Origin of the sequence: Corynebacterium glucuronolyticum DSM 44120 (assembly GCF_030440595.1) — a bacterium.
In the GTDB taxonomy this organism is placed as follows: Bacteria; Actinomycetota; Actinomycetes; order Mycobacteriales; family Mycobacteriaceae; genus Corynebacterium; species Corynebacterium glucuronolyticum.
Genome location: NZ_CP047452.1, coordinates 2168634 through 2193590, shown reverse-complemented (window position 1 = coordinate 2193590; position 24957 = coordinate 2168634). Strand labels below are relative to the sequence as shown.

23 protein-coding genes are annotated in these 24957 nt (G+C 52.0%); 11 read left to right on the top strand and 12 right to left on the bottom strand.

Features of this window, described 5'->3' with window-relative positions:
* Nucleotides 1–48 precede the first annotated feature (48 nt).
* From CGLUCO_RS09790 to CGLUCO_RS09750, 9 genes are all read right to left on the bottom strand, one after another.
* Entirely contained in the window at nucleotides 49–654 is a 606-nt protein-coding gene (locus CGLUCO_RS09790; protein ID WP_232621992.1) for an ATP-binding protein, read from the bottom strand.
* A 156-nt stretch (nucleotides 655–810) separates the two neighbouring features.
* A complete protein-coding gene (locus CGLUCO_RS09785) occupies nucleotides 811–1155 on the bottom strand; it encodes a hypothetical protein (protein ID WP_084036467.1) in 345 nt (114 codons plus the stop codon).
* Nucleotides 1152–2045, bottom strand: coding sequence for an IS21 family transposase (gene istA / locus CGLUCO_RS09780; RefSeq protein ID WP_159447585.1), 894 nt, complete (start codon nucleotides 2043–2045; stop codon nucleotides 1152–1154). Before istA (CGLUCO_RS09780) ends, CGLUCO_RS09785 begins: the two co-directional genes overlap by 4 nt.
* Nucleotides 2032–2439, bottom strand: a complete 408-nt coding sequence (locus CGLUCO_RS09775) for an Lrp/AsnC family transcriptional regulator (protein WP_159447586.1) — start codon at nucleotides 2437–2439, stop codon at nucleotides 2032–2034. Before CGLUCO_RS09775 ends, istA (CGLUCO_RS09780) begins: the two co-directional genes overlap by 14 nt.
* A gap of 422 nt (nucleotides 2440–2861) precedes the next feature.
* Nucleotides 2862–4019: an adenine nucleotide alpha hydrolase family protein gene (locus CGLUCO_RS09770; protein ID WP_005394425.1), complete on the bottom strand. Its 1158-nt coding sequence runs from the start codon at nucleotides 4017–4019 to the stop codon at nucleotides 2862–2864.
* A gap of 11 nt (nucleotides 4020–4030) precedes the next feature.
* Nucleotides 4031–4855 (bottom strand): ABC transporter ATP-binding protein, encoded by an 825-nt coding sequence (locus CGLUCO_RS09765; protein WP_005394428.1) that lies wholly within the window; start codon nucleotides 4853–4855, stop codon nucleotides 4031–4033.
* 15 nt (nucleotides 4856–4870) lie between these two features.
* Nucleotides 4871–5788 carry an ABC transporter permease gene (locus CGLUCO_RS09760; protein WP_005394431.1) on the bottom strand — a complete coding sequence of 306 codons (918 nt, stop codon included), beginning with the start codon at nucleotides 5786–5788 and terminating at the stop codon, nucleotides 4871–4873.
* Nucleotides 5751–7868: a glycosyltransferase family 2 protein gene (locus CGLUCO_RS09755; protein WP_159447588.1), complete on the bottom strand. Its 2118-nt coding sequence runs from the start codon at nucleotides 7866–7868 to the stop codon at nucleotides 5751–5753. Before CGLUCO_RS09755 ends, CGLUCO_RS09760 begins: the two co-directional genes overlap by 38 nt.
* Before the next feature lie 52 nt (nucleotides 7869–7920).
* Complete coding sequence (locus CGLUCO_RS09750) at nucleotides 7921–8490, bottom strand: hypothetical protein (protein ID WP_005394437.1); 570 nt, start codon at nucleotides 8488–8490, stop codon at nucleotides 7921–7923.
* Nucleotides 8491–9460: 970 nt separating this feature from the next.
* Here CGLUCO_RS09750 and CGLUCO_RS09745 point away from each other — a divergent pair.
* Nucleotides 9461–10630 (top strand): nucleotide sugar dehydrogenase, encoded by a 1170-nt coding sequence (locus CGLUCO_RS09745; RefSeq protein WP_005394438.1) that lies wholly within the window; start codon nucleotides 9461–9463, stop codon nucleotides 10628–10630.
* A 964-nt stretch (nucleotides 10631–11594) separates the two neighbouring features.
* Here the strand turns inward: CGLUCO_RS09745 and CGLUCO_RS09740 are convergent.
* Nucleotides 11595–11882 (bottom strand): hypothetical protein, encoded by a 288-nt coding sequence (locus tag CGLUCO_RS09740; protein WP_005394439.1) that lies wholly within the window; start codon nucleotides 11880–11882, stop codon nucleotides 11595–11597.
* 779 nt (nucleotides 11883–12661) lie between these two features.
* On the opposite strand from CGLUCO_RS09740, the gene istA (CGLUCO_RS09735) reads away from it, so the two are divergent.
* The 10 genes from istA (CGLUCO_RS09735) to CGLUCO_RS09690 all read left to right on the top strand — a co-directional run bounded on the left by istA (CGLUCO_RS09735) (nucleotide 12662) and on the right by CGLUCO_RS09690 (nucleotide 21925).
* Nucleotides 12662–14344: an IS21 family transposase gene (gene istA / locus CGLUCO_RS09735; protein WP_198481485.1), complete on the top strand. Its 1683-nt coding sequence runs from the start codon at nucleotides 12662–12664 to the stop codon at nucleotides 14342–14344.
* A complete protein-coding gene (locus tag CGLUCO_RS09730; protein WP_198481486.1) occupies nucleotides 14341–15102 on the top strand; it encodes an ATP-binding protein in 762 nt (253 codons plus the stop codon). Before istA (CGLUCO_RS09735) ends, CGLUCO_RS09730 begins: the two co-directional genes overlap by 4 nt.
* Nucleotides 15103–15233: 131 nt before the next feature.
* A complete protein-coding gene (locus CGLUCO_RS09725; RefSeq protein ID WP_005395196.1) occupies nucleotides 15234–15653 on the top strand; it encodes a hypothetical protein in 420 nt (139 codons plus the stop codon).
* Nucleotides 15580–16206, top strand: a complete 627-nt coding sequence (locus CGLUCO_RS09720; RefSeq protein WP_143336937.1) for a hypothetical protein — start codon at nucleotides 15580–15582, stop codon at nucleotides 16204–16206. The genes CGLUCO_RS09725 and CGLUCO_RS09720 overlap by 74 nt, the downstream gene beginning before the upstream one ends.
* 134 nt (nucleotides 16207–16340) lie before the next feature.
* Nucleotides 16341–16508 (top strand): hypothetical protein, encoded by a 168-nt coding sequence (locus CGLUCO_RS09715; RefSeq protein WP_155806354.1) that lies wholly within the window; start codon nucleotides 16341–16343, stop codon nucleotides 16506–16508.
* Nucleotides 16480–16791, top strand: coding sequence for a hypothetical protein (locus CGLUCO_RS09710; protein ID WP_005395203.1), 312 nt, complete (start codon nucleotides 16480–16482; stop codon nucleotides 16789–16791). Before CGLUCO_RS09715 ends, CGLUCO_RS09710 begins: the two co-directional genes overlap by 29 nt.
* A gap of 535 nt (nucleotides 16792–17326) precedes the next feature.
* On the top strand, nucleotides 17327–17932 hold the full coding sequence (locus CGLUCO_RS09705; protein ID WP_034989404.1) for a hypothetical protein: 606 nt from the start codon (nucleotides 17327–17329) through the stop codon (nucleotides 17930–17932).
* Nucleotides 17916–18929 (top strand): XRE family transcriptional regulator, encoded by a 1014-nt coding sequence (locus tag CGLUCO_RS09700; RefSeq protein ID WP_081446691.1) that lies wholly within the window; start codon nucleotides 17916–17918, stop codon nucleotides 18927–18929. The genes CGLUCO_RS09705 and CGLUCO_RS09700 overlap by 17 nt, the downstream gene beginning before the upstream one ends.
* Nucleotides 18930–19049: 120 nt before the next feature.
* Nucleotides 19050–21392, top strand: a complete 2343-nt coding sequence (locus CGLUCO_RS09695) for a TOTE conflict system archaeo-eukaryotic primase domain-containing protein (RefSeq protein ID WP_084036704.1) — start codon at nucleotides 19050–19052, stop codon at nucleotides 21390–21392.
* A gap of 275 nt (nucleotides 21393–21667) precedes the next feature.
* A complete protein-coding gene (locus CGLUCO_RS09690; protein WP_005395213.1) occupies nucleotides 21668–21925 on the top strand; it encodes a hypothetical protein in 258 nt (85 codons plus the stop codon).
* A 13-nt stretch (nucleotides 21926–21938) separates the two neighbouring features.
* On the opposite strand, the gene CGLUCO_RS09685 is transcribed toward CGLUCO_RS09690, so the two are convergent.
* The gene (locus CGLUCO_RS09685; RefSeq protein ID WP_084036842.1) at nucleotides 21939–23564 is read right to left on the bottom strand and encodes an SWIM zinc finger family protein; all 1626 of its coding nucleotides are present in this window, start codon (nucleotides 23562–23564) and stop codon (nucleotides 21939–21941) included.
* Between the two features lie 126 nt (nucleotides 23565–23690).
* A complete protein-coding gene (locus tag CGLUCO_RS09680) occupies nucleotides 23691–24869 on the bottom strand; it encodes a hypothetical protein (RefSeq protein WP_232621993.1) in 1179 nt (392 codons plus the stop codon).
* Nucleotides 24870–24957 lie beyond the last annotated feature (88 nt).

The window sequence follows — 24957 nt, the reverse complement described above, 5'->3', positions numbered from 1 at the left end:
CCTGATAACGGTTTGGGATGTATCGGGTAGCGGTGTTTTCCAGCGGGTTTATTGTTGCTGGATTCTGAGGTTAGGGCCGTTGAGTTCGATGGTTTCGGCTCCTCCGATGAGTCTGTCGGGGATCGATTCTGCTAGTACTGCATCACTGATGGATTTGTACCAGTCATGCGCCCCGAACTGGCTTGTGACCAGTGTGGAGGCTGTTTGTTCTCGTGCAGCCAGCACGTTGAGGATGATGGATGCGGTGGTGGTGTTGACTTCTGTGGTTAAGAAATCATCTAGCACCAGCAGATCCACGCGTTTCAGGTTTTTCAGCAGCTTGTAGCGCTGTTCCGATTCTTCACCCCAGATCGCTAGTTGCGCTTGCAGGTCATCAACGCGGGTGAACAGGGCACTGTAATTCTTCCTGCAGGCCTGGTTGATCAGCGCTTCCGCAAGGTAGGTCTTGCCAACACCGGTGGATCCGATGATGATGAGGTTGTTGCCTTTGTCGATCCACTGGCATTGCGCGATGCGTGAGATTAGTTCACGATTGATGTTGCGGTTTGGCAGGTAGCGTAGTTCCTCTATGCAGGCTTTTGGATGTGGTGTCTGGGAGGCCTTGAGTAGTTTTTGGGTTCTGCGTTCCTGTCCGGCCTTTACTTGTTGCAGCATGCAGTAGCGGATTTTGGCTTAAGAAACTCCACTGATCAAAATCAGGGTCGTTTGCAATATCGATGGCGGCTTTCCCAAAAGCAGTCATTCGCTGTTGGGTAAAAAGACCGAGGTCATCGTCGATGAGATGCTGGTCGAAGTCAGAGTAGCTCAGTGTCATTTCGTCTCCTTTGGGGTAGGTAGGCTGAATGCTTCAGCGCCACGTAGATGCGCTGATGTGGCTTGCCGGTTGTTGGCAGGTGCCGGTGTGCGCGGGCTGGGGTCGGGTTTTGGTGGTGTGGTGGTTGGGCGTTGGCGTTGTTTTTCTCTTTCGATCGCCATCGTGTTTTTCACCGCTGTGTAGGTCACCGCCCGACGCCGGGTGGTATCCCCGACAAGTTCTCGGCATGCCGCTTCAAGGATGGGGGCGTTTTGTTGGGTTTTGCCCAGATCCAAAATGTTGCGGCAGGTTTTATACCCCTGCGCCTCAATGACATGACTGTCCAGCACACTGGTGATCACAGCAACAGTAGCGGGTCCGATTTTTCGTGCTTGACGTTCAAAAACGCCCGTGACCACAGGTTGGTGTACTCTTGAAAATAGTCCGGCTGGTGATCCACATCAGTGACATACCGGCGCGTAGACGCATGTGACAGTGTGTGGGAACACACCAGATCACCACCGATGAAAATGTCCATCTGCTTGCCACGGATACGCACATCAGCTGTTTTACCTGCATACCGAAACGGAACTGAGTAGCGGAAGCGCTGATATTCCACGTGGAAATCACGTGCGACAACACGCTTCAACCACAGTGTTTTCTCACAACGACGTGTAGGAAGCTTATGCAGATACTGTTTCTCATCCGTATCGAAGACCTCCTGCCTGCTGGTGTTTCTCCGCCGAAACGGAGACCGCTGGTTAATGGCATCCACCAACTCTTGTACCTGGCATTGACAATCATCCATGTCCACAAAACCCGTACCAGCCAACACAGCAATCACCTCCGTGGTGATCACCCTCACACAGGCCTCCACAGCACCTTTATCTCTAGGATGGCGTGCCCGTGCCGGCACTGCAGCAGTGTCGTACCACTGCAGAAACTCCTCGTAGGTTTTATTGACCTGCCTGGCGCGCGAAGAACCATCGATACGATTCGATGCCGTAGATGCGTTATCTGGAACAACCAGATCAGGAACCCCACCGAAGTACTCGAAAGCCTGACGGTGACAATCCAGCCACGCATCCATCTTCTCGTCTTCACACACAGCGGCAAACACCATCCCCGAATACGGTAACGCCGCCACAAACACATGCAGCACCACAGGCTTCGCGGATGCCGCATCCACCAGCTTTAACCTGGTGCCAGCCCAATCCACCTGCATCACATGACCCGGCTCATGGTGAATCACAGCAACCAGATCCTGAAGCCAACACATACTCGTTGACAAGTTCGCGAAACCGATCAAACCCATACAACCGTTTGCCTTCAGCAACCGGCTGGGAACAGTACGTCAGCCACAAGGATTTCAAACTGGGCTTCGACACAAAACTACGAGCCCTACAGATCGCCGCGAAGTCAGGAGTGACAAACTCCTCACTCACGCTACGACGACCATCCACAAACCATGAGGCTACATCCTCATCCGACAGCTTGTCCACATCCGCTATGGTGAACACACCCCGGCGAGTAGCCTCTGCTTTCACACGCGCCACCGTCTGATGAGAACATCCCACTGCGGTAGCAATCTGACGATACGACCGCTGCCGCACCACCAGAGAAAGAATCTTCCGAAAATCAGTCACGGAAAAGACCTCCAAAGTTAACACCAGCACCCTGTGTGCTGGATGCAAACAGTCTTAACCGCTACCCGACCGACCCGCACCCGTTATCCGACCAACCCGCCCCCGCTACTCAAAACCTCGCCGTTACATCGTTCTCATACATCGCGACCGCATCACGCTTGAACTCCTTAAGAAAAACTTCTACGGGGCATGACAGTAAACTACCTTTCCCCCGACCCAACAAGCCGGGAATCAGGGGTCCACACAAACGGGGTCAGCTCCACATTAGGCATAAACAATGTCGTGACATCAAGCGTGTAAAGGCAGTAGTACATAACACCGGCAACTCGGTTTAGCCTTTCTAGCTAACCGGATCTGACGTGTCGCAAGAAATAAGCTAGCATCTTCAGCCCGAAACTCGCATTTATGATAGGCAAAAGCGGTTAACCGAACCGGTATTTTACGTGGGGAGCGAGTCTTTCTTTAAGGACGGCAATTTCGGTATAATCATCTGTCGAATACCATGATATGCCGGCAGACGAGAACACCTTTTCTAATTCTGGTCTTAATTCGGCGGGGTACTGCGTGTAGTAGTTTTGATCAGCCTTAAGCATAAAATCGAGAGTTAAATCCTGCATCACATCCTGCAAGTAGCTTGGAATGCGTCCGACCAACATCCTGGCCAATTCATGTTTTTTACGGGAAAGGAAGAAGAGTGTTGTCAGGTCAACGGTAAAATTCTCCCCAAAAGAGTAGTGAATTCGGTTTCCAATATCTGAGGGGGGCGGGGTAAATGGGAACCCTAATTCACTGCCCACTAGATCGGCAAGAGCATTTTTTCTGATGTATTTTTCCTCCCCTGGTAAGGCCACAGACAATAGTGACTGTTTGAGAAGCTTGGGGAAGAAAGTGGCAACGATGGCAATTGTTCCTGCTTCTGATATACCGGCTACTGAATTCGCGATTCTATACTTGGCCATTTTAAACGGCGGAAATGTTAGCGAGCTTTCTTGTGGAGCGTTGGAGTGAAAGCCTCCCGCCTCGAGGACTGAGCCGAAAGTGATGAATTGTCCTTCAAGAATGTTCCTAAAAAGTAGAGATCCTAGTCCCATGAAAGACCAACTATTTGCGCGGAGACTAGTTTCGATAAGATTGGTCTTAATTATCTTAGTGTCAAAATTTTTAAAGAACCTTCTTTCGCGAGCAAAGCGGCCCCCGAAATCTAAAGAAACTAATTCAGTCTGATCTCCAAGACACGCTAAGCATGCTAGAGAATCGAGACCGCCACTGAAATTGAGGACGCTAACTTTGTTTGAAGCCGAAAAATCTGTAGTCAGATTATTTGAGTGGGCTGCGTGTACTTCGGCACCAGTCCACTCCGATATCCCTTTTGAGGTAGAAACAGAAATGGGCCAATCAAAGATAATTCGTTTAAACTTTCGACCACAGAGCGTGGACAAGGCGATAGACAAGGTGTCCTCATCTATTCGGGGATCCTCTGAGAATTTGAAAATGAGATCCTCTACTTTGCTGAAGCTTTTAACTTTTAACTTCAAGAGGTGTCTGGAATAGGTATTTATTTTGAAGCTGATTTCATTCATTTAGGTTCATACTATTCTAACGAGGAAATACTGATCGGTTCCAGCTCTTTTTGTACTATTTTGACTAGGGCTGCGGCTTGATTGGGCTTTTTCCCCAGCAAAGAAATCCATTCAGTGTATCTTGGCACCACGGTTTCTGTAGGCCCGTCAGCGATAATTTGTCCATTGTGAATCCAAATTGATCTAGCGCAATTCTCAACGATTTGAGCTGTCGCATGTGACACAAGGAAGAGAGTGCCTGCCTCGGAAAGAAGTCCGGCCATCCTGGCTTTCGCTTTTTCTACGAATGCTCCGTCTCCTGTAGATAAAGCTTCGTCTATGAGAAGTATTTCAGGATGAACGGCTGTTGAGATTGCAAAACTTAATCTGGCCATTTGTCCTGCAGAGTAGGTGTTCATTGGTCTCTCGATGGCATCACCGATATCTGCCCACTGTGAGATTGAGGGTTCTAATTGTAGGGCTTCATCTTTAGCCATACCAAGAGCGAGACATCCCAGGATGATGTTTTGGCGTCCACTGAGATATGGTTGGAGTGCAGGGGCTACCCCCAGTAGCGTTGGGCGACTCGAGACGAGAACTTTGCCTTCGGTGGGAGGTTCAGCACCCGCGATGAGTTTAAGTAACGTTGATTTTCCGGATCCATTGCGCCCGATCAACCCTACGGATTCTCCAGCTCTTACAATCAAGCTAACGCCTTTAAGCGACTTGACTTCTTTAGTCTTCTTGCTCATTTTTGCAAAAAATGATTTGGCATCCCTAGAGCCACCTTCTGTTACAACATAGGTTTTCTTGACGTTGTCGACGACAACGGCGGGATCCGTGATAACTTTTTCCATACCGTGTTCGCTTTCCTAGCTCTCCTGTTTGTACCTGTCCTCAGCTTGCCAGAAGAAAAGGATACCGAACGAAAAGGTTCCGATTCCCCAGCAAAAAAGACTCGTCCATTCTGATACTGATGGAATTTGGTTGTATAAAAGGCACTTTCGAAAAGCTGTAATGTACTGGTAGGCGGGATTTGCGGAGAAAAGATTGTAGACAAGGGGGTTCGTAGCATAGCGCTCCATGGAATAGAAAATTCCTGAGGCAAACATCCAGCCTCTGCTGAAAAGCTCTAGAATTGCTCTGAAATCCGGTAAGAATGAAGTCAACCGAGCTGTAATAAAGGTTAGCCCTGCGCCAAATAAGAGTGTTAAGGCAAAGACGATAACCGCAAAGAAGGCAGTTGCACCGGGAGGAGTGAAATTTAGCTGAAATAGTAGCGCAACAATCGAAGCTATGATTACCGAGGGTGTTAGATCATAGATGTACCTTAGAATCACAGAAAAAGTGATGGCAGCTGTTGGGAAAGAAAATGCTCGAATCATTCCCTTGTTTGCTTCGATTAGCCCAACTCCTGCCATAAGGAGTCGGTTCATAGCGCCGAAAAGAGTGATCCCTATGATGACAAAACCAACAAAGTTTTCCACCCCCCTTGAGGTCTTGAGCAAAACCCCAAACATAAATCCATAAAGTAGAGCCTCAAGCAAAGGGCTCCCGATTAGCCAGAATCTCCACCACTTGTAGTCTCGTGTTGTTCGGAAAGCCTTTGCCTTAGCGTCAGCAGTAATATAATCCCTGCGAGCCCAAATTTCCTTTAAATACGGGACAAGACCCTTACTCGAGCCCACTTCCTGGAGGCCAGAAGTATCTACGCGACAGATCGTAAACTTCTCCGTCTTACCGTTGGTTGTATCACTTTCCACTGTAGTCCTCTTGGAGATCATCTTCATTAGCTTGGTTGGAACTTAAGTTCATTATAATTTCACGCAAAACGCTTTCTGTCGAGGCTATATTGCCAGTGCTGCTCCTAAAATCTAAAGGTTGATTGGATAATGGTGATCCTTCTTCCACGATTCCCCAGATCGGGGTCCCAGAGCCTCTATAGTCGGAATATTTGGAGGGAAGAAAGGGATTAAGATCGAAATAATTTTTCGAAACGGAATCAATTACGAGCAGGCAGTCCATCTCGGTCAACGCTGACAAGAACTCCAAGTAGGGTAGTTGCTGGTGAAATTTTAAAAATTGTTTTGCAATATCTGAATGATAGGAAGTAGTCAAGTCATTTGGTGATGATGTGAAAACATTGAGCGTTAGCTTTGCCGCATCGGAATTAATAGCTCGTAGTGGATCAAGTATTTCTTGTATGCCACGGTTTTCGTAAAAATTGCCGAAGTAGCCAATGTTGATAGTGTCCTTCGGTAAATCAAGATTTAGTTCTCGAAGTGCGTAAAGCGTTGGGGGAGGAGTTTCATGCTGCGCCACTACGCTTTTCTTCATCAGCGTTGAAGAAAGACTGCTTGGTATAGCGGATGCCATAACTTTGCGCTGATTCTCGTTTGTAAATCGCACTTCATCTGCGAGCACATAGGTTACAGTCTCAAGTAGCTGAAAAAGAGTCCATGTCTTCTCTGGTTGTATTCCAATGGATTTCAAGTAGTCTATAAGCGTCTTTGACGTAGTGTTTTCGGTCAATTGGCCTCCGCGAATTTGCCCCTGCACATCTACAGTTAATGGGTCGGACAATTCAGCGATCCATTTAACTTCAGGATGTTTGAGTTTGTACAAAGCGCCCGCTGCAAGGGAACCAACCCAAAGAGCTCGAGAAAATATTTCGGTGTAATACGATTTCTGGATTTCTGCCCATTCAACTGCTTTTTCGGCGAAAACAGAAACTCCTTCCCAGTTCGCGAAGGTAGTCGGTGTACGTAAGATTTCCTGCTTGTGAATGTACGGTTTGCAAACCTGCCAGAAATCCAAATCTTGGTTTCGTACCGTCGACATGTCGTTGCAGACTACATCGGCAATTTCATTGCGATTTAACAAGTATTTTGCAGCAACGTTTGCTGAGGCATCCGCATAAGGCGGAAAACAATAGCAGAAGAACAGTAGATTGCAGTTGATGGAACTTACAACATCCCAAGGAAAGTCTGGAATTGATGCTTCGGTAACAGCTTCGATGATCCTCTTGCGTAGTTTCGGGTTTTTCTTACTGAATCGTTCAATAAAACCGGCCTGGGAGCGTACAAGCTGTTCTAGGCCTGGAAGATTCTCTGGAGCTACTGTGATGTTTCTGAGCGCCTTTATGCAAGCTAGCCTTTGGTCGACGCAAAAGTCGAAGGTTTCCTGAGCTCTTGAAACTGAGTTTTGTGTCAATGCTCGGTTGTAATAAGAATTTGTATAGTCATCAAGGAATTTTGCCGTTATACCTGATTTTCTTAAAAAATGCGCAAAGAAAACGACATCCTCGCCTGATTTTAAGTCCTCATCAAACCCCTCCCTCGGAATCAAGCGAGTCGGGATGCTTTTGCAAGCATTGAATCCAAGGCTCCAGGAAGCCTGTCCAAGTGGGCGGGACGTACCTTTTCCGGCCTCCAATTTGTGACGAAGAGCACTTGCTTTTGGCTTGCTAGTGGTGTCAGGGGCGAATTCGTTTAGCCCTGTTATCGTGATACAGTTCATACTTGACTTTGAAAGCAGGGCCTCGAGGTAATTCGGATCTAAATAATCGTCGTCATCGAGAAATGTAAGATATTTTCGGTTTGCCGTCCGAATTCCGAGGTTTCTTGCTCTGCTAGCTCCGGTATCCGCACAGTAAAGCTGAGTGAGGTTGCCACCATGATTCAACCACTCTGATCGAAATTCTTGACTGAAATTATGTGCACTTTCGGGTCCGCTGTACACCAAAATGACCTCGAATAGCGACTTATTGAGAGTTTGATCCAGCAGGGAACTTAGTGATTTCTTTAAGTAGGATATATTGCGGTTGGTCGGTATGACGACGCTGATGCCATCTTCGAATTGTCGGTCCATGTACATGATTTTGCCCTTAGTATGTGAAGTCCCAGATGTTAAGCTTGCGTAATTACTTAGAAATTTTCCGCCACAAGGTAAGGAGTAGGGGAAAGAGGGCCTTCGGAATGTACTCACCGTATTTCCGGTTAGCTCGTAATGCGAGCTCTCGTGTTAACATTCGTGCACTGATTTGTGGTTGCTGACTAGATACTCTTGGTTTTTTTGATTTTTGTGCGATCAAATTCTCTTGAAGAAGTGTTATCCTTCTCTCTAGCATGGGGATTTGTTCGATTATTTCCCTAGAAACCTGGAAAACGGGCTGATTATTGTGAAAAGTTCTAGTGCACCAGTAGATGTCCTTTTCCATCGTTAAGACGGTTAAGTTCTGGGCAACCAGAGTGTTAAGTAAATCTGTATTGCCGAGGTTGGAACTTGAGAGGAATAGGCGGATTTTCTGGAGGGTTGAATCGTCCAAACTCGTGATAGCCGGCAGCGGTAGTTCCCCAAGATTAACAACATCGCCCTCCACGACTTTTCTCGGATCGAATTGCGAGATTTTGAAAACTACGGCTCCGTCACGAATAGCAGAGAGCGGAATTGAAACTACGCTGTCGCTGTAGATGTGAGTCTCTGTGTACATCGGCTTCCTCTTCACCTCGACGTGCTATATCTCCTTGTGAATAATGTTACTTTAGGCGGTTAGTTGCGTGGGATCATAGTCTAAAAGCAGGTAGCTGCTATGGGTATCGTTCTTAACCTGAGTTCCTTCGAAATTCTGCAACACTGTTGTTGTCTCCTGTAGCTAGTTGGTAATAGAGTTTTCCTGCACATGGGTCGGAATGCGTTCTGAAGCATTGGCAGAGGAAATTTTTGGGATGCCCCGGTCTTTTTCACTACGGTTTGGACAGCGTGGTAGTTCGGCGGGGAATCGTAGCTTTCCATCTTTATTCGGGGTCCCATACCGACATGGCTGGCGAGCGAGACAGCGATAACCTACCTGGAAGCGTACGGTGTCAGAAACTGGTTTCAGATTGGGAGGCTTCGAAGGCTAGTAGTCTGCTGTCGCGGGCACTGTAACGTCGGTAGATTCCGACTCTTCTGGTCACAACTATAAAGGAGTGGTCCAGAATGCTATTAGGGAATTCTACTAGCAATGCAGGCGTTCCTGGTTTTCTAATACGAATAGGATGTGGTTGCGGAACTAGTTGGTAACAATTGGAAATTTTTCTGTAAGGGTATTACTGTTGGTGAAATAATTCAGAAATTTTCGCCTGCCAGTCCGAGGGTGAATTTTTCTTATTGCGCCACTGATAAAATGCTTTACGTAATAAAGATGCTTGGATCCGGAAGAAGGAATAGGGTGAAGATTGGAGTCATTGTTTCAATCTCATTCGGTTTTGGTTCGTCACCTCAATAAAAGGATGCCATCTCAACGTGCGAAACACGTAGCTCTAAAATGAGATGGCATCCTTAAGTAGAGTACCTAACTGGTAGCCGTTTTTAAAGTGTGTTCGGGAAAAATCTGCTCGGCATAACAAAGGCGCACCTTCTAGCTAGGATCTAAGATAAATCTGTTGCAAATGTGTCCTATTTTTCGAAAGGCGTAAGCGGTGCATATTGTCGTATTTGGTCTAGGATATGTCGGCCTATCTAACGCGGTTCTTCTTGCTGCTCAAAATGATGTGGTAGGCGTTGATCTGGATAAGAACAAAGTCGAACTTGTAAATCACGGAGCTTCGCCGATTGTTGACAAGGATATTCAGGAGGCTTTGCAGGCCGGAAACCTTAATCTTCGAGCAACGACAGACGGAGATTCAGTACTAGAGGAAGCGGACCTTACTGTAATAGCCACGCCGACAGATTACGATGTAGAGACTGAATACTTCGATACAAGTTCGGTGGAGTCAGTGCTGGAACAAGTATCCAATGTGAAACCGTGGGCGTCAGTCGTAATTAAGTCCACAGTTCCGATCGGCTTCACAAAGAGCATGGCTAAGCGTTTTCCAGGGCTCACTTTGGTCTTTAGCCCTGAGTTCCTGCGTGAAGGAAGGGCGCTGTATGACAACCTACATCCTTCACGTATTGTTACATCATCTGTAGATAGGGAAGCAGCTAAATCGGTTGCGACTCTCCTTAAAAACGCGGCTTTAGACTTTGACGTGCCGGTTCTTGTAACTGACCCGACGGAGGCTGAGGCTATTAAGCTTTTCGCTAATACATACTTGGCTATGAGAGTTGCGTACTTTAATGAGTTGGATACTTTCGCTAGGCAGATGGGACTCAACTCTAAGCAGATCATTGATGGGGTCTCACTTGATCCTAGAATCGGTAACCACTACAACAACCCTAGCTTTGGTTATGGTGGCTATTGTCTGCCAAAGGATACTCGCCAATTGTTGGCTAACTACAAGGACATTCCGCAGTCACTAATCTCGGCGATTGTGGAGTCAAACGATCAACGAAAGGCTTTCATTGCTGACAGGGTTATTGCCATGAACCCAATTATCGTCGGTGTTTATCGGCTTACGATGAAGTCAGGATCTGATAATTTTCGGTCTTCCTCTATTCAGGATGTCATTAACCTGCTTATAAATCATGGGATCACCGTGAAGATCTACGAGCCTACCTTGGATGGGGCGGAATTCAGTGGTTGTCCGTTGGTTGCTGATCTGGACAAGTTTCTAGAGGAGAGTGACGTAGTCCTGGCTAATAGGTGGTCACCTGATCTCGCCGGTTATGACGGCGAATTGGTGACTGCTGACCTTTACCAGCGAGATTAGGTGGACTTGCGATACGCGAAGATTTTACAGCCAGTAGTATCTGCTACTTTAACCGGGGAAATTGATAGTAGGTCTGATTGATTCCGGGAAATTTTGGCCTTGAGCATCGCTTTAGAATTTGAAGTCGTTTGTCTGATGAACTGTAAACCCACACTACGTTGTACTAAATGTGTTCTAGATCTTTCATTGCTCTAGGTATTTTGAAATTTGTTTTCAAACAATCTAGTTCGTTTGGAGCATTGCTTTACTGATTTAGTGTTCTACTAATGCCTTTTACTGTGAAACCACCTGTAAATGGGTGACAAAGCGCAATCCGGTAATTGAAGGTAGCGACAAGTGGCTGTTGATAGAAGGAGTGAGGTGCTTTACAATCTCTGGCATTTTTAATGCTTCTATAGCGTGTGTATGTCGAAAAATGTGGAGCGCTGAACTATATAGAGTTTGGCATTTTCCAGAAACTCATTGTTGTAAAGTTCGCTCCGCAGAAGGTGCCGAGAGGTGCAGGTGGGGATTAGACTTCTTTGAAGAAGGATGATGCACTATAAGTCGGCGGGAAAGCGATCCCAGCGCTGTGACTTGCCGTCGAGTTGCTAAGGAGAGGCACTTGTCTTAGTAACACTTCGGGGACGAATCGTAGTGGAGTAGATTATTGCAAGCTGTTCCATTTATCCTAACGGAATAATTTCCTTGTCGGGGGATGGATGCGGAAAGGTTTGGAGGAGGAAAGTTGGTGGTGATGTCGTTGAGTAGCTTGTATAACTGGGCTGGGTGTGGGAGGGCGACGAACATGGTGCGGGGTAAGCAAGGTAGGTCACGATGGTAGGGGCGTCGGTTTCTGGAATGAGATCTGCTGATGAGGTTTCTGGCGAGGAGGACGGAGGCATCAGGATGGATAAGCTAGTTGGTCCTCGGCGATTGTTATGGTGTCGTCGACAGGAGCGAACAAGGGTTCTGTCTTAAGTAGTTAGAGAGCATCGTCGGTCTTGTAGTGGTAGATGTTGGCGGAGGATAGGGGCATTTGAGTGTGGAGTGCCTCGGAACGGTCGTCGTTGATGGTGGCTGTGGCTTGCTCGCAGGGATGCCTGGTGGGGGGTGAGGATGATGTACCGGGGCCTGTCCGAATAGTAGTATGTGTCGCCGTAGTACGTGGCGAGGAAGTTACGTTCGGAGTGTCGTCGAAAAGCTTGGGAGAGAAGTAGAGGACCTCGTTATTGGAGTTGTGGAAGCGGTTGAAAGTCGTGGCGACCCGCATGAGATGAGGAAGGGTGTCTGGGGGAAAGCTTAGGTGGGGAGTGAGGGACGATTTCTATAATGGTGATTTCCAGTTAGGTGAAGAGATTGCTGGAACTGGTTTGAACGTGTGGCAGTGTTGCTGGTGGCGAGTGAAAGTGGAGGACCAGTTGCGCTCCTGGGGGTAAACAGCGTGAGTGGTCTCAGGAGGAAGAGGATCGCATCGCCTGGTGGTGGGAATCTTGGTAATAAGGCTGTCGGGGTTCGGAGTAAGGCTGGCCACGTTGTACCAGGAGGTGTGGATTACTGGTGCGGTTATCGTGTGGTGGTGCTCGTCGGTATTGGTTTCGCCGGCTTGAACACTGAGTCTCTCCTTTCTGTGGCGTGCTTCGAAAATCGTATTTTTGTGGGGCTTTCTCTAGGAATATGGGTGGATATACTTCGATTGCTGGCTCCGGCGTATTGCGGATGCCACCTCGCCTGTGGGACGGCGACATGATTGGGGATACCTGACGAGAAACGAAATGCAGCGCACGGTGTGGCTGTGCTATGTGGCGACCGCCGGCGCTACTTAAGTTGAACAAAGTTTCTGTAGGAGTGTCGCTCCTGTGCCTGCGGTTTTGTAGCGTGGGGCTTGGTTACACGTGCGAAATAGGGGTTGTTGGTACCGGTTGTCTGCGTAGTTGGTACTGGGGGTGTGCGTAGTCGGTACTGGGTGGGTTTTTCCTTCATTGTTGTTAGTGGCGGCGTCATGTTCTTGTGGCGTCGTGGCTAGTTTCAACATGGAAGGGGTTGGTCTTTGTGGCTAACTTCAAAGAGATTATGGCGATGTGTCTTGATGGTGCGTCGTATTCTCGGATTACTACTGTTCTTGGCTGTTCGCGGCGTGATGTGTCGCGGGTGAAGGCCATCATCGCGGAGGAGTCGATCACGGCTGAGTCGTTTCGTTTGCTGCCTCCGGGTTGGTTTGTTTCCAGGTTTTCCGATGGGCGCAGTAACCGGCGTCAGGCGTATGACCAGCCAGATTTCAAAGCTCTGGCACAGCGTCTGAAGAACAATCGGCACCTGACAAGGAATCAATTGTGGATGGATTACTTGGCGGCCGAGTCTGCGGATGGGGAGGTGAAGTACCAGTATTCGCAGTTTTGTGCGGGGTTGCGTGACTATCTGCGGGTTAATGACCTGGATGGGGTGGTTGAACATGAACCAGGCCAGGAACTGTATGTGGATTGGGCAGGCGATAAGGTCCCGATCGTTGATGCTGCAACCGGCGAGGTGGGGATGAAAGCGTCGTTGTTTGTGGCGGTGTGCCCGTATTCCGGGTTGATGTTTGTTACTGCGAAGGCTAACGAGAAGATGCCAGCGTGGTTGGAGTGCCATGTTCAAGCCTTGGAGTATGTAGGGAAAGTGCCATCTGTTGTGGTGCCGGATAATGCACCAACAGCGACGTATCGCCCGAAGAAGCATTCCACGTATCGTTTGGTGTTGCCCAAGTATCAGGAATTGGCTGATTACTACCAGATGACAATCGTGCCGACACGGCCTGCCCGCCCGAAGGATAAGGCAGCTGTTGAGCGTGCTGTGCAGATTGCCTACACCAAGATCATGGGCTATTTCGATGGAGTGACGTTTTACAGTCTGGATGATCTTAATGAGGAGATCGCTATCCGGCTGGAGGACATCAACAGTGGTCTTACCCGCCCGGATGGCACTACCAGGCGTAAGCGGTTCGATGAGGAAGAAGCACCGGTGATGCGGGATCTTCCCGCAACGGCGTTTACTGATGTGGTGTGGAAACACCCCAAGGTGGATCGTAACTGGCATGTCATGTGCGACTACCAGTACTATTCGGTTCCTTTTACGCTGGTCGGTAAACGACTTACTGCACGGATCACTCCAGGGCTGGTGACCTTGTTTGACGGGGAGCATATCGTCGCGGAACATGTGCGGCTTACAGGTTTTAAATACCGGTATTCAACCGATCCTGCCCACGGGCCTGCCGATGGGGACACCAGCCATAATGTGCTTACCCGGGATGAGCTTATCTCCTGGGCATCCTCGTTCGGGCCGGCAACGCTTACCGTTGTCACAATGATTATTGACAGGAATCAAGCAGCCACTCCCAAAGGGTTGTTCCAGGTACGCAATATTCTTGCCAAGCTGGGCAAAAAGCACGGTAAAACAACCCTTGAACCGGCCTGCCGTGAAGCTTTAAACAAAAAGCTTGTCCCCACCATGACGGTATTGCAGCGACTGCAAACAACGATCGCCCATGAGATGAAAAACGGCCACACCCCGCACCGCAGCGGTTGTGATGTGGCACGCACACCACAGTCCACACCGGTGGACATAACGCAGTTCAGTGCCAATGACGTGTTCATCCGACCGATCGAACACTACGCAGACGACGGTGACACCGGCCTTGTAAACGATGTGTTCCCATACGGCACACACACAAGCCAGGAAGGAGGAAACCTGCAATGACACGCTTTGAGGTCGACGAAACAACACGTCAAAAAATGCGCACCCTACGCGTATCAACCTTTGCTGACGTCTTCTTTTCCATTGTCACTGATGAAGCACACACCGATGCGCTTGCAGAGGATATCTTCCCAGCCGCAGTAGATGAGGCCTTCGCGCAACGCACCGCGAGAAACATCGACAAAGCGATCACACAAGCAAAATTTCGCTACCCAGATGCCACCCTCCACGAAGTTATCCACCCAGACCAACGTGGCATCAACATGCGGCAATTGAAAAGGCTGGCAGCAACCAACTGGCGGGAAAACCCCACCAACATTCATATCCTCGCCCCCACAGGAACAGGAAAAACCTACATTGCCTGTGCCCTAGGCATTGCCGCCTGCCAAAGTGGGTTCAGTGTCGCGTACTACCGGCTTGACCAGCTTGTAGATGAACTAGCGGTCTTCCTGCCGACAGACCAAGGCTATATCGACAAAATGAGAAAACTGTGCAACATCGATGTGCTTATCATCGATGACTTCCTCACCATCGGAATAGACCAACGCGGACAAGAAGACCTAACCCGCATCGTATTCGAAAGAGACGGGCGTCTGCCCATCATCGTCTCCTCACAATCAACCGCCGCATACTGGCGAGAAACCCTCCCCAACCCAGTCGGCGCAGACTCGCTAGTAAGCAGACTCAACAATGGTCAACGCATCAAAATTGGCCAATACGATATGAGAAGACACCTCAACACCCAAAACGCCGAAAACTAACCCACCCCTGGCCCCTGCCTCACACTGGCAGGGGCCAGTACCAACAACGCACAACCCCCCAGTACCACATCAACACAAACCCAGTACCAACTCACCGCTCTTGGCAACACGTGGGGAGAAAGGTCAGGGACATGCCAGGGATGGATTTGGAAGATGCAGGCAAGCTCGTCCGGTTGTTTGTGGGCGTGATGAGCAAGGAGGGGGTCGACGTGCTGGAGTTCGTGCGCGAGAGGATGTCACTCGTGCGGGAGAAGCAGTCGACGCTGTTCGAGCTGTCGCCGTCGGATCCGAACGACGCGGACGTGGCCAACCAGGTGACAACCGTCGTGCCGATGCACCCCAACGCCGATGGAGGATTCATCGTCGTGGGTGTTGACCCGTCGCAGATGGAGATCGTCGGCGCCGGTATCGACGCGGACTGGTTTGTACCACAGGCTACGCCGCACTGTCAACGCGTCGCTCGACGTGGGGCGGTGGGTGATCCGCGGTGTTCGCGTCCTCGTTGTGCGCATGGGCGGCACCGGCTCATCCGTCTGGGGCAAGGGCGGTAACTTCCCTCTCCCAACAGGTGAGGTCAACCGCCGCCAGTGGTGGCAGCGCAACGGCACCGATGTGTCGGCGAGTGTCGTTCGGCCGGAGACGGTGGAGTGCGTGCGGTGCCTCGTCAGTGAAATGAGGGAGCGCGACGGTGACGAGATGCTCGATGACGGAGATCTCCTCACCCACATTGGTGTGGTGACCCCGGTGGGCGCGCTCACTGATGTTGGTGTGTACGCGCTTGCGCCCACAACCGAGCCACGGTTTTGGGCCAACAGTCGATGCATCGGCGGGCGCCGTATGATTGACCAGATGGCGCAGGTGGAAGAGATCCTGTCGGATCTCAACGCGCCGGTGGAGTGGGGTGTGGGTGGCCTGTCCATCACCGCGAGTCCCGTCCCCGAGTCCGCAGTCCGTAACGCGCTTGTGTACGCGCTCATCGCAAACAAGTACCACCATATGCTGGAGATCTCATTGAAGTACAGCGCCCTCGTTTTTCGAGTGCGTCTCCAACGAGCACGCGAACCGCGACCTGTTGGATCTCCTCCGTGCGCTGGGAATCGCTGAGCCGACTCTGCTGAGACAGCCAGGCTATCCCATCGACTCCTGGGAGCTCATCACGGGGGTTGTGTGCGCCGGGCTACTCCGAGACCCGGATCTGCCTCTTCGGTGGTGAGCCGGACTGGAAGATTGTCCGCTCCATGCGCGAGATTCGTCCCGGTCGTCTCATCGGCAACGAGTTGGTTGTGCGAGCGTTTGGTGTGCTTTTCGACAAGACCTACGTCTCAACCGGAACCCTCGCCGATCGGCTCAGCATTGGCGGGGAGAGATGTCCTGAGGATGATGTCGGTTGCCGCCGCCGGTGGTGAGCCGCTGCTGGAGCGGCACTATGAGGGCTGGAGGCTCGGCGACGGTGCACGCGACCTTTTTGGCGCTCGGCTGTCGTATTTACGGCTGGCCACCTTCGAAGCCCTGACAGGACTTAAGACGTTCCTGTCCGAATTTCGCACCATCAACTGCGATGACCTGGTGGCGTTGCAGGGTGGCGGCGAGCAGGAGTCCGAGGATATCCTCAGGGAGCTCGTGATTGGTGGTCGACTTGAGGAGAACGCGCCGGGCGAGGTTACGTTGGTACGGGAGCAGCGAATGTAATTGTGTCCTACAGAGTCATCCTGGGCTTAGGCGGGCGAGGCTTGCCGTGTCACTGGGTTGAGGCGATCTTCAGTGTGCTACGGGATTGGCGACGACAGGCAGAGTCGAACTTGTGCTACCAGAAAATAGGCCCTGTAGTCGGTGCCCCGTTGCTGGCTCAAAGGGCACTAGGAGAGACAACATGGGCTTCATTTTTCCTGGTGGCTTAGCGATTTCCCCACATAAAACCAAGTTGCCACTGTGCAACGTCGGCTTCGGGGAGTGGGTATACGGTGGCTTGCAAGGATTCCGCGAGTAAATAATTGCTGGATCTGGGTAGAAAAAAGCACCCTTACTGCGGGGTGGGGTATGTTCTCCTTGAACGGCGAGAACCGGTTAATTGCAAGAGAGTCTGAGCTCTGAAATGTACTGGTTAAGCTGCTTGCTGCCAAATTCCCGGCCGCGGGGCGCTTTGCGATTTCACGTGTTTAAAAATGTGGTATAATATTTGATAATGATATAGAATTCACGTTATTGAAACATTGGAGGCTTTAAGGTGAGACACAGTATTGAGCAGTTTGCGGACACTATGAGTAAGCTGGCCGTGCCCATTCAGCGCGCTCTGACATATGGTTATGACAATGCCCAAGAGAAAAATCCAATCACGCTCCGCCCTGACAAGAAATCGTTGCTATCTCATCTAATCCGTAGCGATGTTTTTGAATATTTAAGAGAAAATCCCGTCGATGGGTTTAAGCTGGGGGAAGATGTGCATAGGCTGAATCAATCAGTCTGTCTCTGGGAGGAGTCAACTGGTCTCGAGATTCGACTCGCCAAAGTAATCCTCACTCATGTGCGAACCCCTATTCCTCAACTTGATTCAGATCCGTCTCTTCAATGTGAAATCCCCTTTTCTAAGTCGGAGCTTGAAACTCCTGGTCTTGCTTTTGTGAGTTGGAAAGTGCCGGATGCCACGAGCTCTTATAATTTCAATCTCCAAGCGATTAGGCAATCGTTGAATGGAAATTTGCGCAAGGGGCAGGCTGACCTTGTGATTCCTCTGAATCCTGATGTTGACGGTCTTATTCCTAAGACCTCCTTTGACCCGAATGCGATTTACGAATATGAACTAGAAGACGAGAAGGATGAGAATTTTTCATAGCAGGAGACTGAAAGATCTTCGGCTTTATTTGGGCATGACGCAGAAGGAGTTTGCGCAGCGACTTGGATGTTCGCAGCCTGCACTTTCGGCAGCGGAGAACGGTCGCAAACAAATCGCAGAGCTAATAGAAAAAGCGGTTTTTGCGTTCAAAGTTCCTCCTTCTTACTTTGAAGCTCCACCTTCACCGTATGGTTCTGATTCGCTAAATTTCCGTACGAAGAGGATCTCAGCGAAGGTAAGGCGCGCATTTTCGTCGACGTTCTATGAGGCGGAGCGAGCCATGCTCTCGGCACCGGCGAAAGTTCCTGTTGTTAATTTGGCTGATGAAAACCTGCCGAATCGAGCCTATTCACTTCCTCTGTCCGTAATTGAAACAGTGGCGGCACAAGCAAGGAACCAACTAGGGGTCAGTCCCACTGGCCCGGTATTTAATGTCACTCACGCAATCGAAAAGGCTGGACATAGAGTCTGCACGCTCACCAATGATTTTGTTGATATTTCCGATATTGACGGAGCGTCGAGTCCCGAATTCAATCATGATGGTCTCGGGCTGATCGCAACAACTGAAAAACACGACGGTGGCCGTGTCCGATTTACTCGTGCTCATGAGCTCGGTCATCTAGTTATGCACTCAACGTTTCGTCCAAGTGATGAGAAGGCGCGTGAGGATGAAGCAGATTTCTTTGCTGGCGCATTTCTTTTTCCGGAAGAAGATGCCAAGGAAATGCTTAGTGAGTCTCTAACCTTGGAGGGCTATGCGAGAATTAAATCTCAGTACGCTGTGTCGATCGCGGCACTCATTCACCGTGGTCGTGATCTCGGAATAACATCTGCGGAGCGATACCATTCGCTGATGATACAGCTGAGTTCCCGGGGTTGGCGGATAAACGAGCCCGTAGAAGTTCCAGTAGAACGTGCAACAACTATTAATGCCATTTCGCTGCGGAAGGAATCAACAACCCAAGGAGATTTAGCTGCACTGCCGACGCTTTTTTGATTCCTGATGGTTCCCGGTCATGGCGCAGGAACGTTTCGTCGCTTTACTCTATTTTTCTGTATTCTTCCCGCATAGAGAGTAATCAGCGAATCTAATACTATCTTCGCGTACCCTTAACCTATGGATCTGGATTCGCGCTTGGGACGCCTGGAAGCGACGTGTGAGCAGATGCTGCACGAGATCCGTGAAATCCGGCTGTTGTTAGGCGAAGAACCTCAGAAGCCGACTGTCACATTGCAGCAACCTGTATCAGAGCCGAATTCTTCGTTCCACGTTCCGCTGCAGCAGCAAACTGGGCAGCACCAAATTGCGAACAAAATTACCCAAGTTCAGTCCGCCCAAACCCAACGTAGCCGAAACCGTGAGCATAACCTCGATCTGTACATGTCTCTGTTCGCTGGACGTGAAGATGTGTACGCCTACGCGTGGGAGAATGTGGCGAAGGGGACTAAGGGATGGGCGCCAGCACGGGAGTATGCGCCGGGGAAAGATAAAGAGGAAAAGGCTTTCTTGCCTTTGACGCGGGACATCATTAGGCGGCACATGTGGGATGTAAATGCGTCGCACAAGGGGATCTACGTCATGTTGCCGGGAGATAGGTGCAAGCTCTTGGTGTGTGACTTCGATGACGGGGATTGGCGAGCAGATGCCCGGGCGTATGTGGAGGTGGCGCGGGCGAGGGGGCTGGATCCGCTGCTGGAGCTGTCGCGAAGTGGCGATGGGGCGCATGTGTGGTTGTTCTTTGAGAAGCCGGTGTCGGCAGCACTTGCGCGGAGGCTCGGGTACCGCCTGGTGGAGGAGGCTGCGGAGAAACGTCCTGACCTGCGCCTGCACTCGCTGGATCGTTTCTTTCCCTCGCAAGACACGCTGCCGGTGAAGGCGAAGAAGAAGGCGGCGCGGCTCGGCAACCTCATCGCGCTGCCACTTCATTTGGGTTCGTGGAAGTCGAAGCGGACAACGGTGTTCGTCGACCCGGAAACGTTCTCGGAATACGCGGATCAGTTCGGGCGGCTCGCAGAGGTCAGACGCGTGCAGGTGGAGAAACTGGAGGAACTCACCGACACTGAAGCACCGTCGCAGATAGTGCTTGGTGGTGGGGAGGAGCCACCGAAGCGCGAGCCGTATGCGCGCATCGTGAAGGGTGAGAAAGTGACTCTGCGGGTGGGGGAGCGCATTGCGGTACCAGGGGACGTCGACAAGCGTGTGCTTGCTGAGCTGAAGTGGCAGGCGACGATTCCCAACCCAGAGTTCTACCGCAAACAAAACTCGAGGTTGAGTACGTATGGAACACCGCGCATCATTCGCCGCTACACCAAGGATGGGGAGTTGAGCATTCCTCGGGGGCTTGTCGACGTCGCACTTCGCGTCCTCACCACCGCCGGCTACGAGGTCACGGTTTCTCGTCCCCGTCCAGCGCGAAAAATTGATGTGGAATTCACTGGTACGCTTCGCCCCAGGCAGCGCAAAGCAGTGAAGGCGATGGAGAAAGACCCGATCGGTATCCTTCTTGCCGATCCAGGCCAGGGCAAGACCGTCATGGCGTGCGCGCTCATCGGGCGCAGGAAGGTGCGCACGGCGATTATTGTCCACCGGCGGGAGCTCAAGACGCAGTGGGAGAAGCGGCTTGAAAAGTTCCTCAGCACGACGGAGGGGATCGAGGTCTTCTCACAACAGAAACTCGCACGCCAGGGTGCGGAGCTTCTGCGCGGGTTCGACCAGATCATTGTTGACGAGTGTCATGCTGCCGTCAGTCCGCGCGCGGAGGCCGCCTTCGAGGACGTTCGGGCGCGTTACTGGGTGGGATTAACGGCGACGAACTACCGCTACGACAGGTTGGACCGGCTCATCACCTTCCAATTCGGTCCCGTCCGCGCGCAGCTCCCAGCGGAGGTGACGGCGCGCCGGGATGTTGTTGTCCACCGCACGTCATTCGAAAGCGACGCAGTGGATATTGCGGGGCTGTACAACGAGCTTGCCGTTGATTCGGACCGGAACCTGCAGGTTGCAGCGGATGTTGTGGAAGCACTTTCTGGAGGACATAGCTGCCTGGTGCTGGTAAACCGCCTTGATGCGCTAAGCAACATTGAGAGCAATATTCGTGAGCTGTGTACGGCGGGCGGGGTTTCGGTGCCGGTGGTGAGTTTGTCCGGGGCTTCGTCGCCGGAGGACCGTGAACGTGTGCGCGACGTAGTAGGACGTGGGCAGGCATGTTTGGTCGCGATGGGGCAATCCGCAGGTGAAGGTGTGGACATGCCGAGCATGGACACGCTGTTTCTTGCAGCGCCGTTCCGGTTTAAGGGTCTGGCCATTCAGTACACAGGCCGGGTCACGCGTGACCCGAACCGCGACGCAGTGGTCCACGATTACGTCGATGCCAATGTACCCATGCTTGTTCAGATGATGACGGGGCGGCACTCGGCGCTGAAGAAGACAGGGTGGGAGCTCGTAAAGGATGCCTCCTGATCGCGCTGCCCGTATTGTGGGTTTGAGCAGGTTACTGTGTATCAGTGAGGCCAAATTCGATGGCGGAGGAGTTACTAGGCACCACCGGATTCTGGTCGAGCCAAAGTTCCACGAGCTCAGATCGCAAGCTTTTCGGAAGTTGGCGGAATCCGAGTTGGCCCGAGCAAAGGCGGCGAGGGCAAATCTTCAGACTCTCGATGCCTTGCAAGATTTACATCAATCGCTAACTGAGCTAAGAAAAGCAGTAACAGGCCAAGAAGGAAGGGAGTGATCGTATGAAAGACTTTGTTTTGATTTACAACCGTATTTCTGGAGCTCTGCGGCTCTCTGAGTTTGATGATCCAGCAGAGGCTGTGCGTGTTCGGCTGGAGCGCGAAAAAGAGCACAGGGATGACCCGAACACAGAGGTTGTGCTCATTACCGCTGAGAGTCTCGATGACATTAAGAAGACGCACTCCCGCTATTTCATGGACGTAGCGGACAATTTCTCCCTTTCCGGGGAATACGACCTCGTTGGTGTGGAAAAGGCATAGCACTCGGCTCGTGTTAAGCGTCCCAGCCGGGTATGAGCCCACGGGTTGCGAGGCTTCTGCGAAGTTCCGGATCGTAGGGGTGGGCGGAGAGGATCTGTTTGAGAAGCTTGTAAAACTGGGTAAGTGCATCAGGGGAGGTAGAGATCATCGTGCGAAGGCGGGCAAGGTAGTCGGAGACAGTCACAGTGTCGCCTTCGTCGGCACGGCTGTGGATGCGGTTGCCGAGGAGGGACACGCACTCCATGGGGTTGGTGTGTGCTACCTGCTGCTCAGCAAAGATGAACACCTCTTCTGTGGTCGCGATGGGATTGCCTGTGTGTAGGAGGGCGAGTCCGTCCTCGGTCTTGCGGTGGAAGGATGCTGCGGCAAACAACAGCTTCTGTCGGGTGAGAAGGTCGATGTCCAGGGAGGTGATGATTGCGACCACGTCGTCGTAGGGCATGCCCGGATGGTGGGTGAGCGCGCGGGTGGCGTCCGTGTTGCCGACGTGCGCTTCGTCGACAAGCCAGTGGAGGTACTCCTCCTCCCCGCAGTAGAGGCGAATGAGGGGGCCGAGATTTTTCGCGGGGATGAAGACCTTCGAAGCGGGATCCTGCGCCCGGTGGATGATGTCACGGGCTTCGTCGTTCTTGCCCGAGCGCGCGTAATGCGTGGCGAGCGATACCCAGGCACCGCGCTGTGCGAGGAGCGCACAATACGGGGCATCGTCGGCGATCATGAGGGAGAGGTAGGCATCAAGAACCGGGTTCTCGGCCGTACGTGCGCGGGTGATTGCGGCGGAGAGATCCAGAGAGTCCACGCACAGCGAGTAGGGGGAAAAGTCATAGGTTGGCAGTTGTGCTACGACGCGCTGAATGATGGTCTCCAGCCAGGAAATGAGGTGGGTGGAGCCTGCGTCGTAACTGGTGCAGTAGTGCTGGTGAATATCGAGAGCACGTGCGAGGAGAGGAACGTAGGAGTCGTCTTCCTCTGTGAGCTCACACAGCGTGTCCACGGTTTTCTCGATGGATGGAAGGAGGAAAGCGCCCCGGCCAGCGGCAAGATAGTCGGAGAGCTTGTGGAGGGTCGCATCCCAGTCAGAGTACAGGTCATTCACGCTCCACATGTCTCCGTGCCTGCGCGAAGTGATGAGCGTGTGTCGTGACTCGTCGGCCAGAGATTTCACGGACTTGGACATGAGCACGCTCACTTCTTGCGGGGTGCCCACGCTGGCGATCGCGGAAATGATGAGTGGGCGGTCGTCCGGCTGCAGATCCTTCCGGAGAGAAATGAGCAGGTGTATCAGTGCTTCGCGCGGTGCCATTGCAAGGAAGCGGGCGAAAACGGCATCGTCGTCCAACCGTGGCTCGCACGGCTCGCCTACGTCTGGGCAGAGCCGGAGGCCGACGGCTACGGCATGCTTGCACCAGGCCCACTCCACCGGGCACGTGCAGGAGGGGATAGCAATCGTGCCCTGTGCCTTAATTGTGACGGTGTAAGGTTCATCGGCGGTTCCCCGCACACATGCCTCGACGTGTGTAGGGGTCTCCTCCACGATGTCTACGGTGCGGATGGTGAGCGCCCGCTCAAAGCTGCGGTCATCGGTAGCCCACATCAGGTAGTCGTACGAGAGGATCTCTGCGAGGGGAGTGGTGTTCATAGGGCTCACTGTAAGCGTGCCGAGCCACACGAAAGGCAGCGTGTGCGAACGGTTTTCGATGCGCGTCGAAAATCCCACCGGTCAGCTCCGCAAAGGAAGGTCATCAAGCCCTCCTGCAGGCACAGGCTACTCCGTCACTGGGGTCAGGCGGATGAGCACAGCAAGCTCGTCGGGGGCGATGGTGACTCCGGAATCCGGGTTCTGGGCCTGGGCGATGATCTCCCGCGCCTTGTCCGGCTGGCCGGAGACAATGTAGTGGCAGGCGAGGGTATACCAGTCGCCGCGCTCGGCGAGGAGGGCTCGGTACGGCTCGGGATCGTTAGCCATGAGGGAAAAATGGGCGGTGAGAACCTTGTCGTGGGCTGCGACGGCACGTTTTTGAGCGGTAGCCAGGTGCGTGGCAGCGACAAATCTCGCATAGTACGAGAAATCGGTACGGGGGAGGTAGGAATCTATGGCCACGATGTTGTCCTCCAGCCAGGAGACAAGATGGCTCGATGTGACATCGAATATGCTGCAATAACAGATGTGTACAAACGCCGCTTGTTTCAGCAGAACAACGTACTGTTCGTCCCTCTCTGCGAGTATGAGTAGTGCGTCCACCATTCTTTCTATTGCAGGCAGGGTACGCGCCGCCCGCCCGGTAGCGAATGACCGGTGGAAGGAGGCAATCAGTTTCTGCCAATCGGCATAGCACCTGCGCAGCGCCTCGTCCGTCGCAGAGGCTCCGCTGTGAAAGCGGGTAGCCCCCGTGCGGGCGATGAGGTCCCGCACCATTGCGGACATCAGCTTCCCTATTTCTTTCTGATTCCCAACACGGAATGTTGCAGGCATCATGAGCGTGTCATTGACGGGTGCGTAGGCATCCCACATGGAGCTCAACATCTCAACGAGCTCTTGCTGTGACGCTTTCTTGAGAAAGCGCCTGAAGATGCGCTCCCTGTCTAACCACGGTTTAGCCGGGTCTTTCACATCCGGGCATAAGCGCAGCGCAACGGCGACGCTGTGCATGCACCACTGCTGGCCGATGGGGCAGGTGCAGGTGGGGGCAGCTGTGGCAACGGTGTCCACGTTCACCGCATCGATCGTCACCCTGTGCTCGTTTTCCCCCGGGGCCGTGACCAGAGCCTCGACGTGAGTGGATGACTGATCAACTATCTCGATGTCAGCGACGGAGTGGGCTTTTTCGAAACTGGATGTGTCTGCGGACCACATGAGGTAATCGTGGGTGAGGATTTTTTCCAGTGGGGGTGCAGAAGATTCACGGTCGGATTGTGCAGGGGGCGGCGTGGTGGGAGCATTCATGGCGCTAACAGTAAGCTATGAAGCGGTGGTGTGCAGGGCACGGTGTCTCTTGGGGTTTCTTGGGTGTTCGAAAAGGGTGTGAAAAGCG

Excerpts from the sequence above, each read along its gene's own strand:
- CGLUCO_RS09790 (WP_232621992.1), bottom strand. The coding sequence starts at position 654 with ATGCTGCAACAAGTAAAGGCCGGACAGGAACGCAGAACCCAAAAACTA.
- CGLUCO_RS09770 (WP_005394425.1), bottom strand. The coding sequence starts at position 4,019 with ATGAATGAAATCAGCTTCAAAATAAATACCTATTCCAGACACCTCTTG.
- CGLUCO_RS09765 (WP_005394428.1), bottom strand. The coding sequence starts at position 4,855 with ATGGAAAAAGTTATCACGGATCCCGCCGTTGTCGTCGACAACGTCAAG.
- CGLUCO_RS09760 (WP_005394431.1), bottom strand. The coding sequence starts at position 5,788 with ATGAAGATGATCTCCAAGAGGACTACAGTGGAAAGTGATACAACCAAC.
- CGLUCO_RS09755 (WP_159447588.1), bottom strand. The coding sequence starts at position 7,868 with ATGGACCGACAATTCGAAGATGGCATCAGCGTCGTCATACCGACCAAC.
- CGLUCO_RS09750 (WP_005394437.1), bottom strand. The coding sequence starts at position 8,490 with ATGTACACAGAGACTCACATCTACAGCGACAGCGTAGTTTCAATTCCG.
- CGLUCO_RS09740 (WP_005394439.1), bottom strand. The coding sequence starts at position 11,882 with ATGCGGGTCGCCACGACTTTCAACCGCTTCCACAACTCCAATAACGAG.
- CGLUCO_RS09730 (WP_198481486.1), top strand. The coding sequence starts at position 14,341 with ATGACACGCTTTGAGGTCGACGAAACAACACGTCAAAAAATGCGCACC.
- CGLUCO_RS09725 (WP_005395196.1), top strand. The coding sequence starts at position 15,234 with ATGCCAGGGATGGATTTGGAAGATGCAGGCAAGCTCGTCCGGTTGTTT.
- CGLUCO_RS09715 (WP_155806354.1), top strand. The coding sequence starts at position 16,341 with ATGCGCGAGATTCGTCCCGGTCGTCTCATCGGCAACGAGTTGGTTGTG.
- CGLUCO_RS09710 (WP_005395203.1), top strand. The coding sequence starts at position 16,480 with ATGATGTCGGTTGCCGCCGCCGGTGGTGAGCCGCTGCTGGAGCGGCAC.
- CGLUCO_RS09700 (WP_081446691.1), top strand. The coding sequence starts at position 17,916 with ATGAGAATTTTTCATAGCAGGAGACTGAAAGATCTTCGGCTTTATTTG.
- CGLUCO_RS09695 (WP_084036704.1), top strand. The coding sequence starts at position 19,050 with ATGGATCTGGATTCGCGCTTGGGACGCCTGGAAGCGACGTGTGAGCAG.
- CGLUCO_RS09690 (WP_005395213.1), top strand. The coding sequence starts at position 21,668 with ATGAAAGACTTTGTTTTGATTTACAACCGTATTTCTGGAGCTCTGCGG.
- CGLUCO_RS09685 (WP_084036842.1), bottom strand. The coding sequence starts at position 23,564 with ATGAACACCACTCCCCTCGCAGAGATCCTCTCGTACGACTACCTGATG.
- CGLUCO_RS09680 (WP_232621993.1), bottom strand. The coding sequence starts at position 24,869 with ATGAATGCTCCCACCACGCCGCCCCCTGCACAATCCGACCGTGAATCT.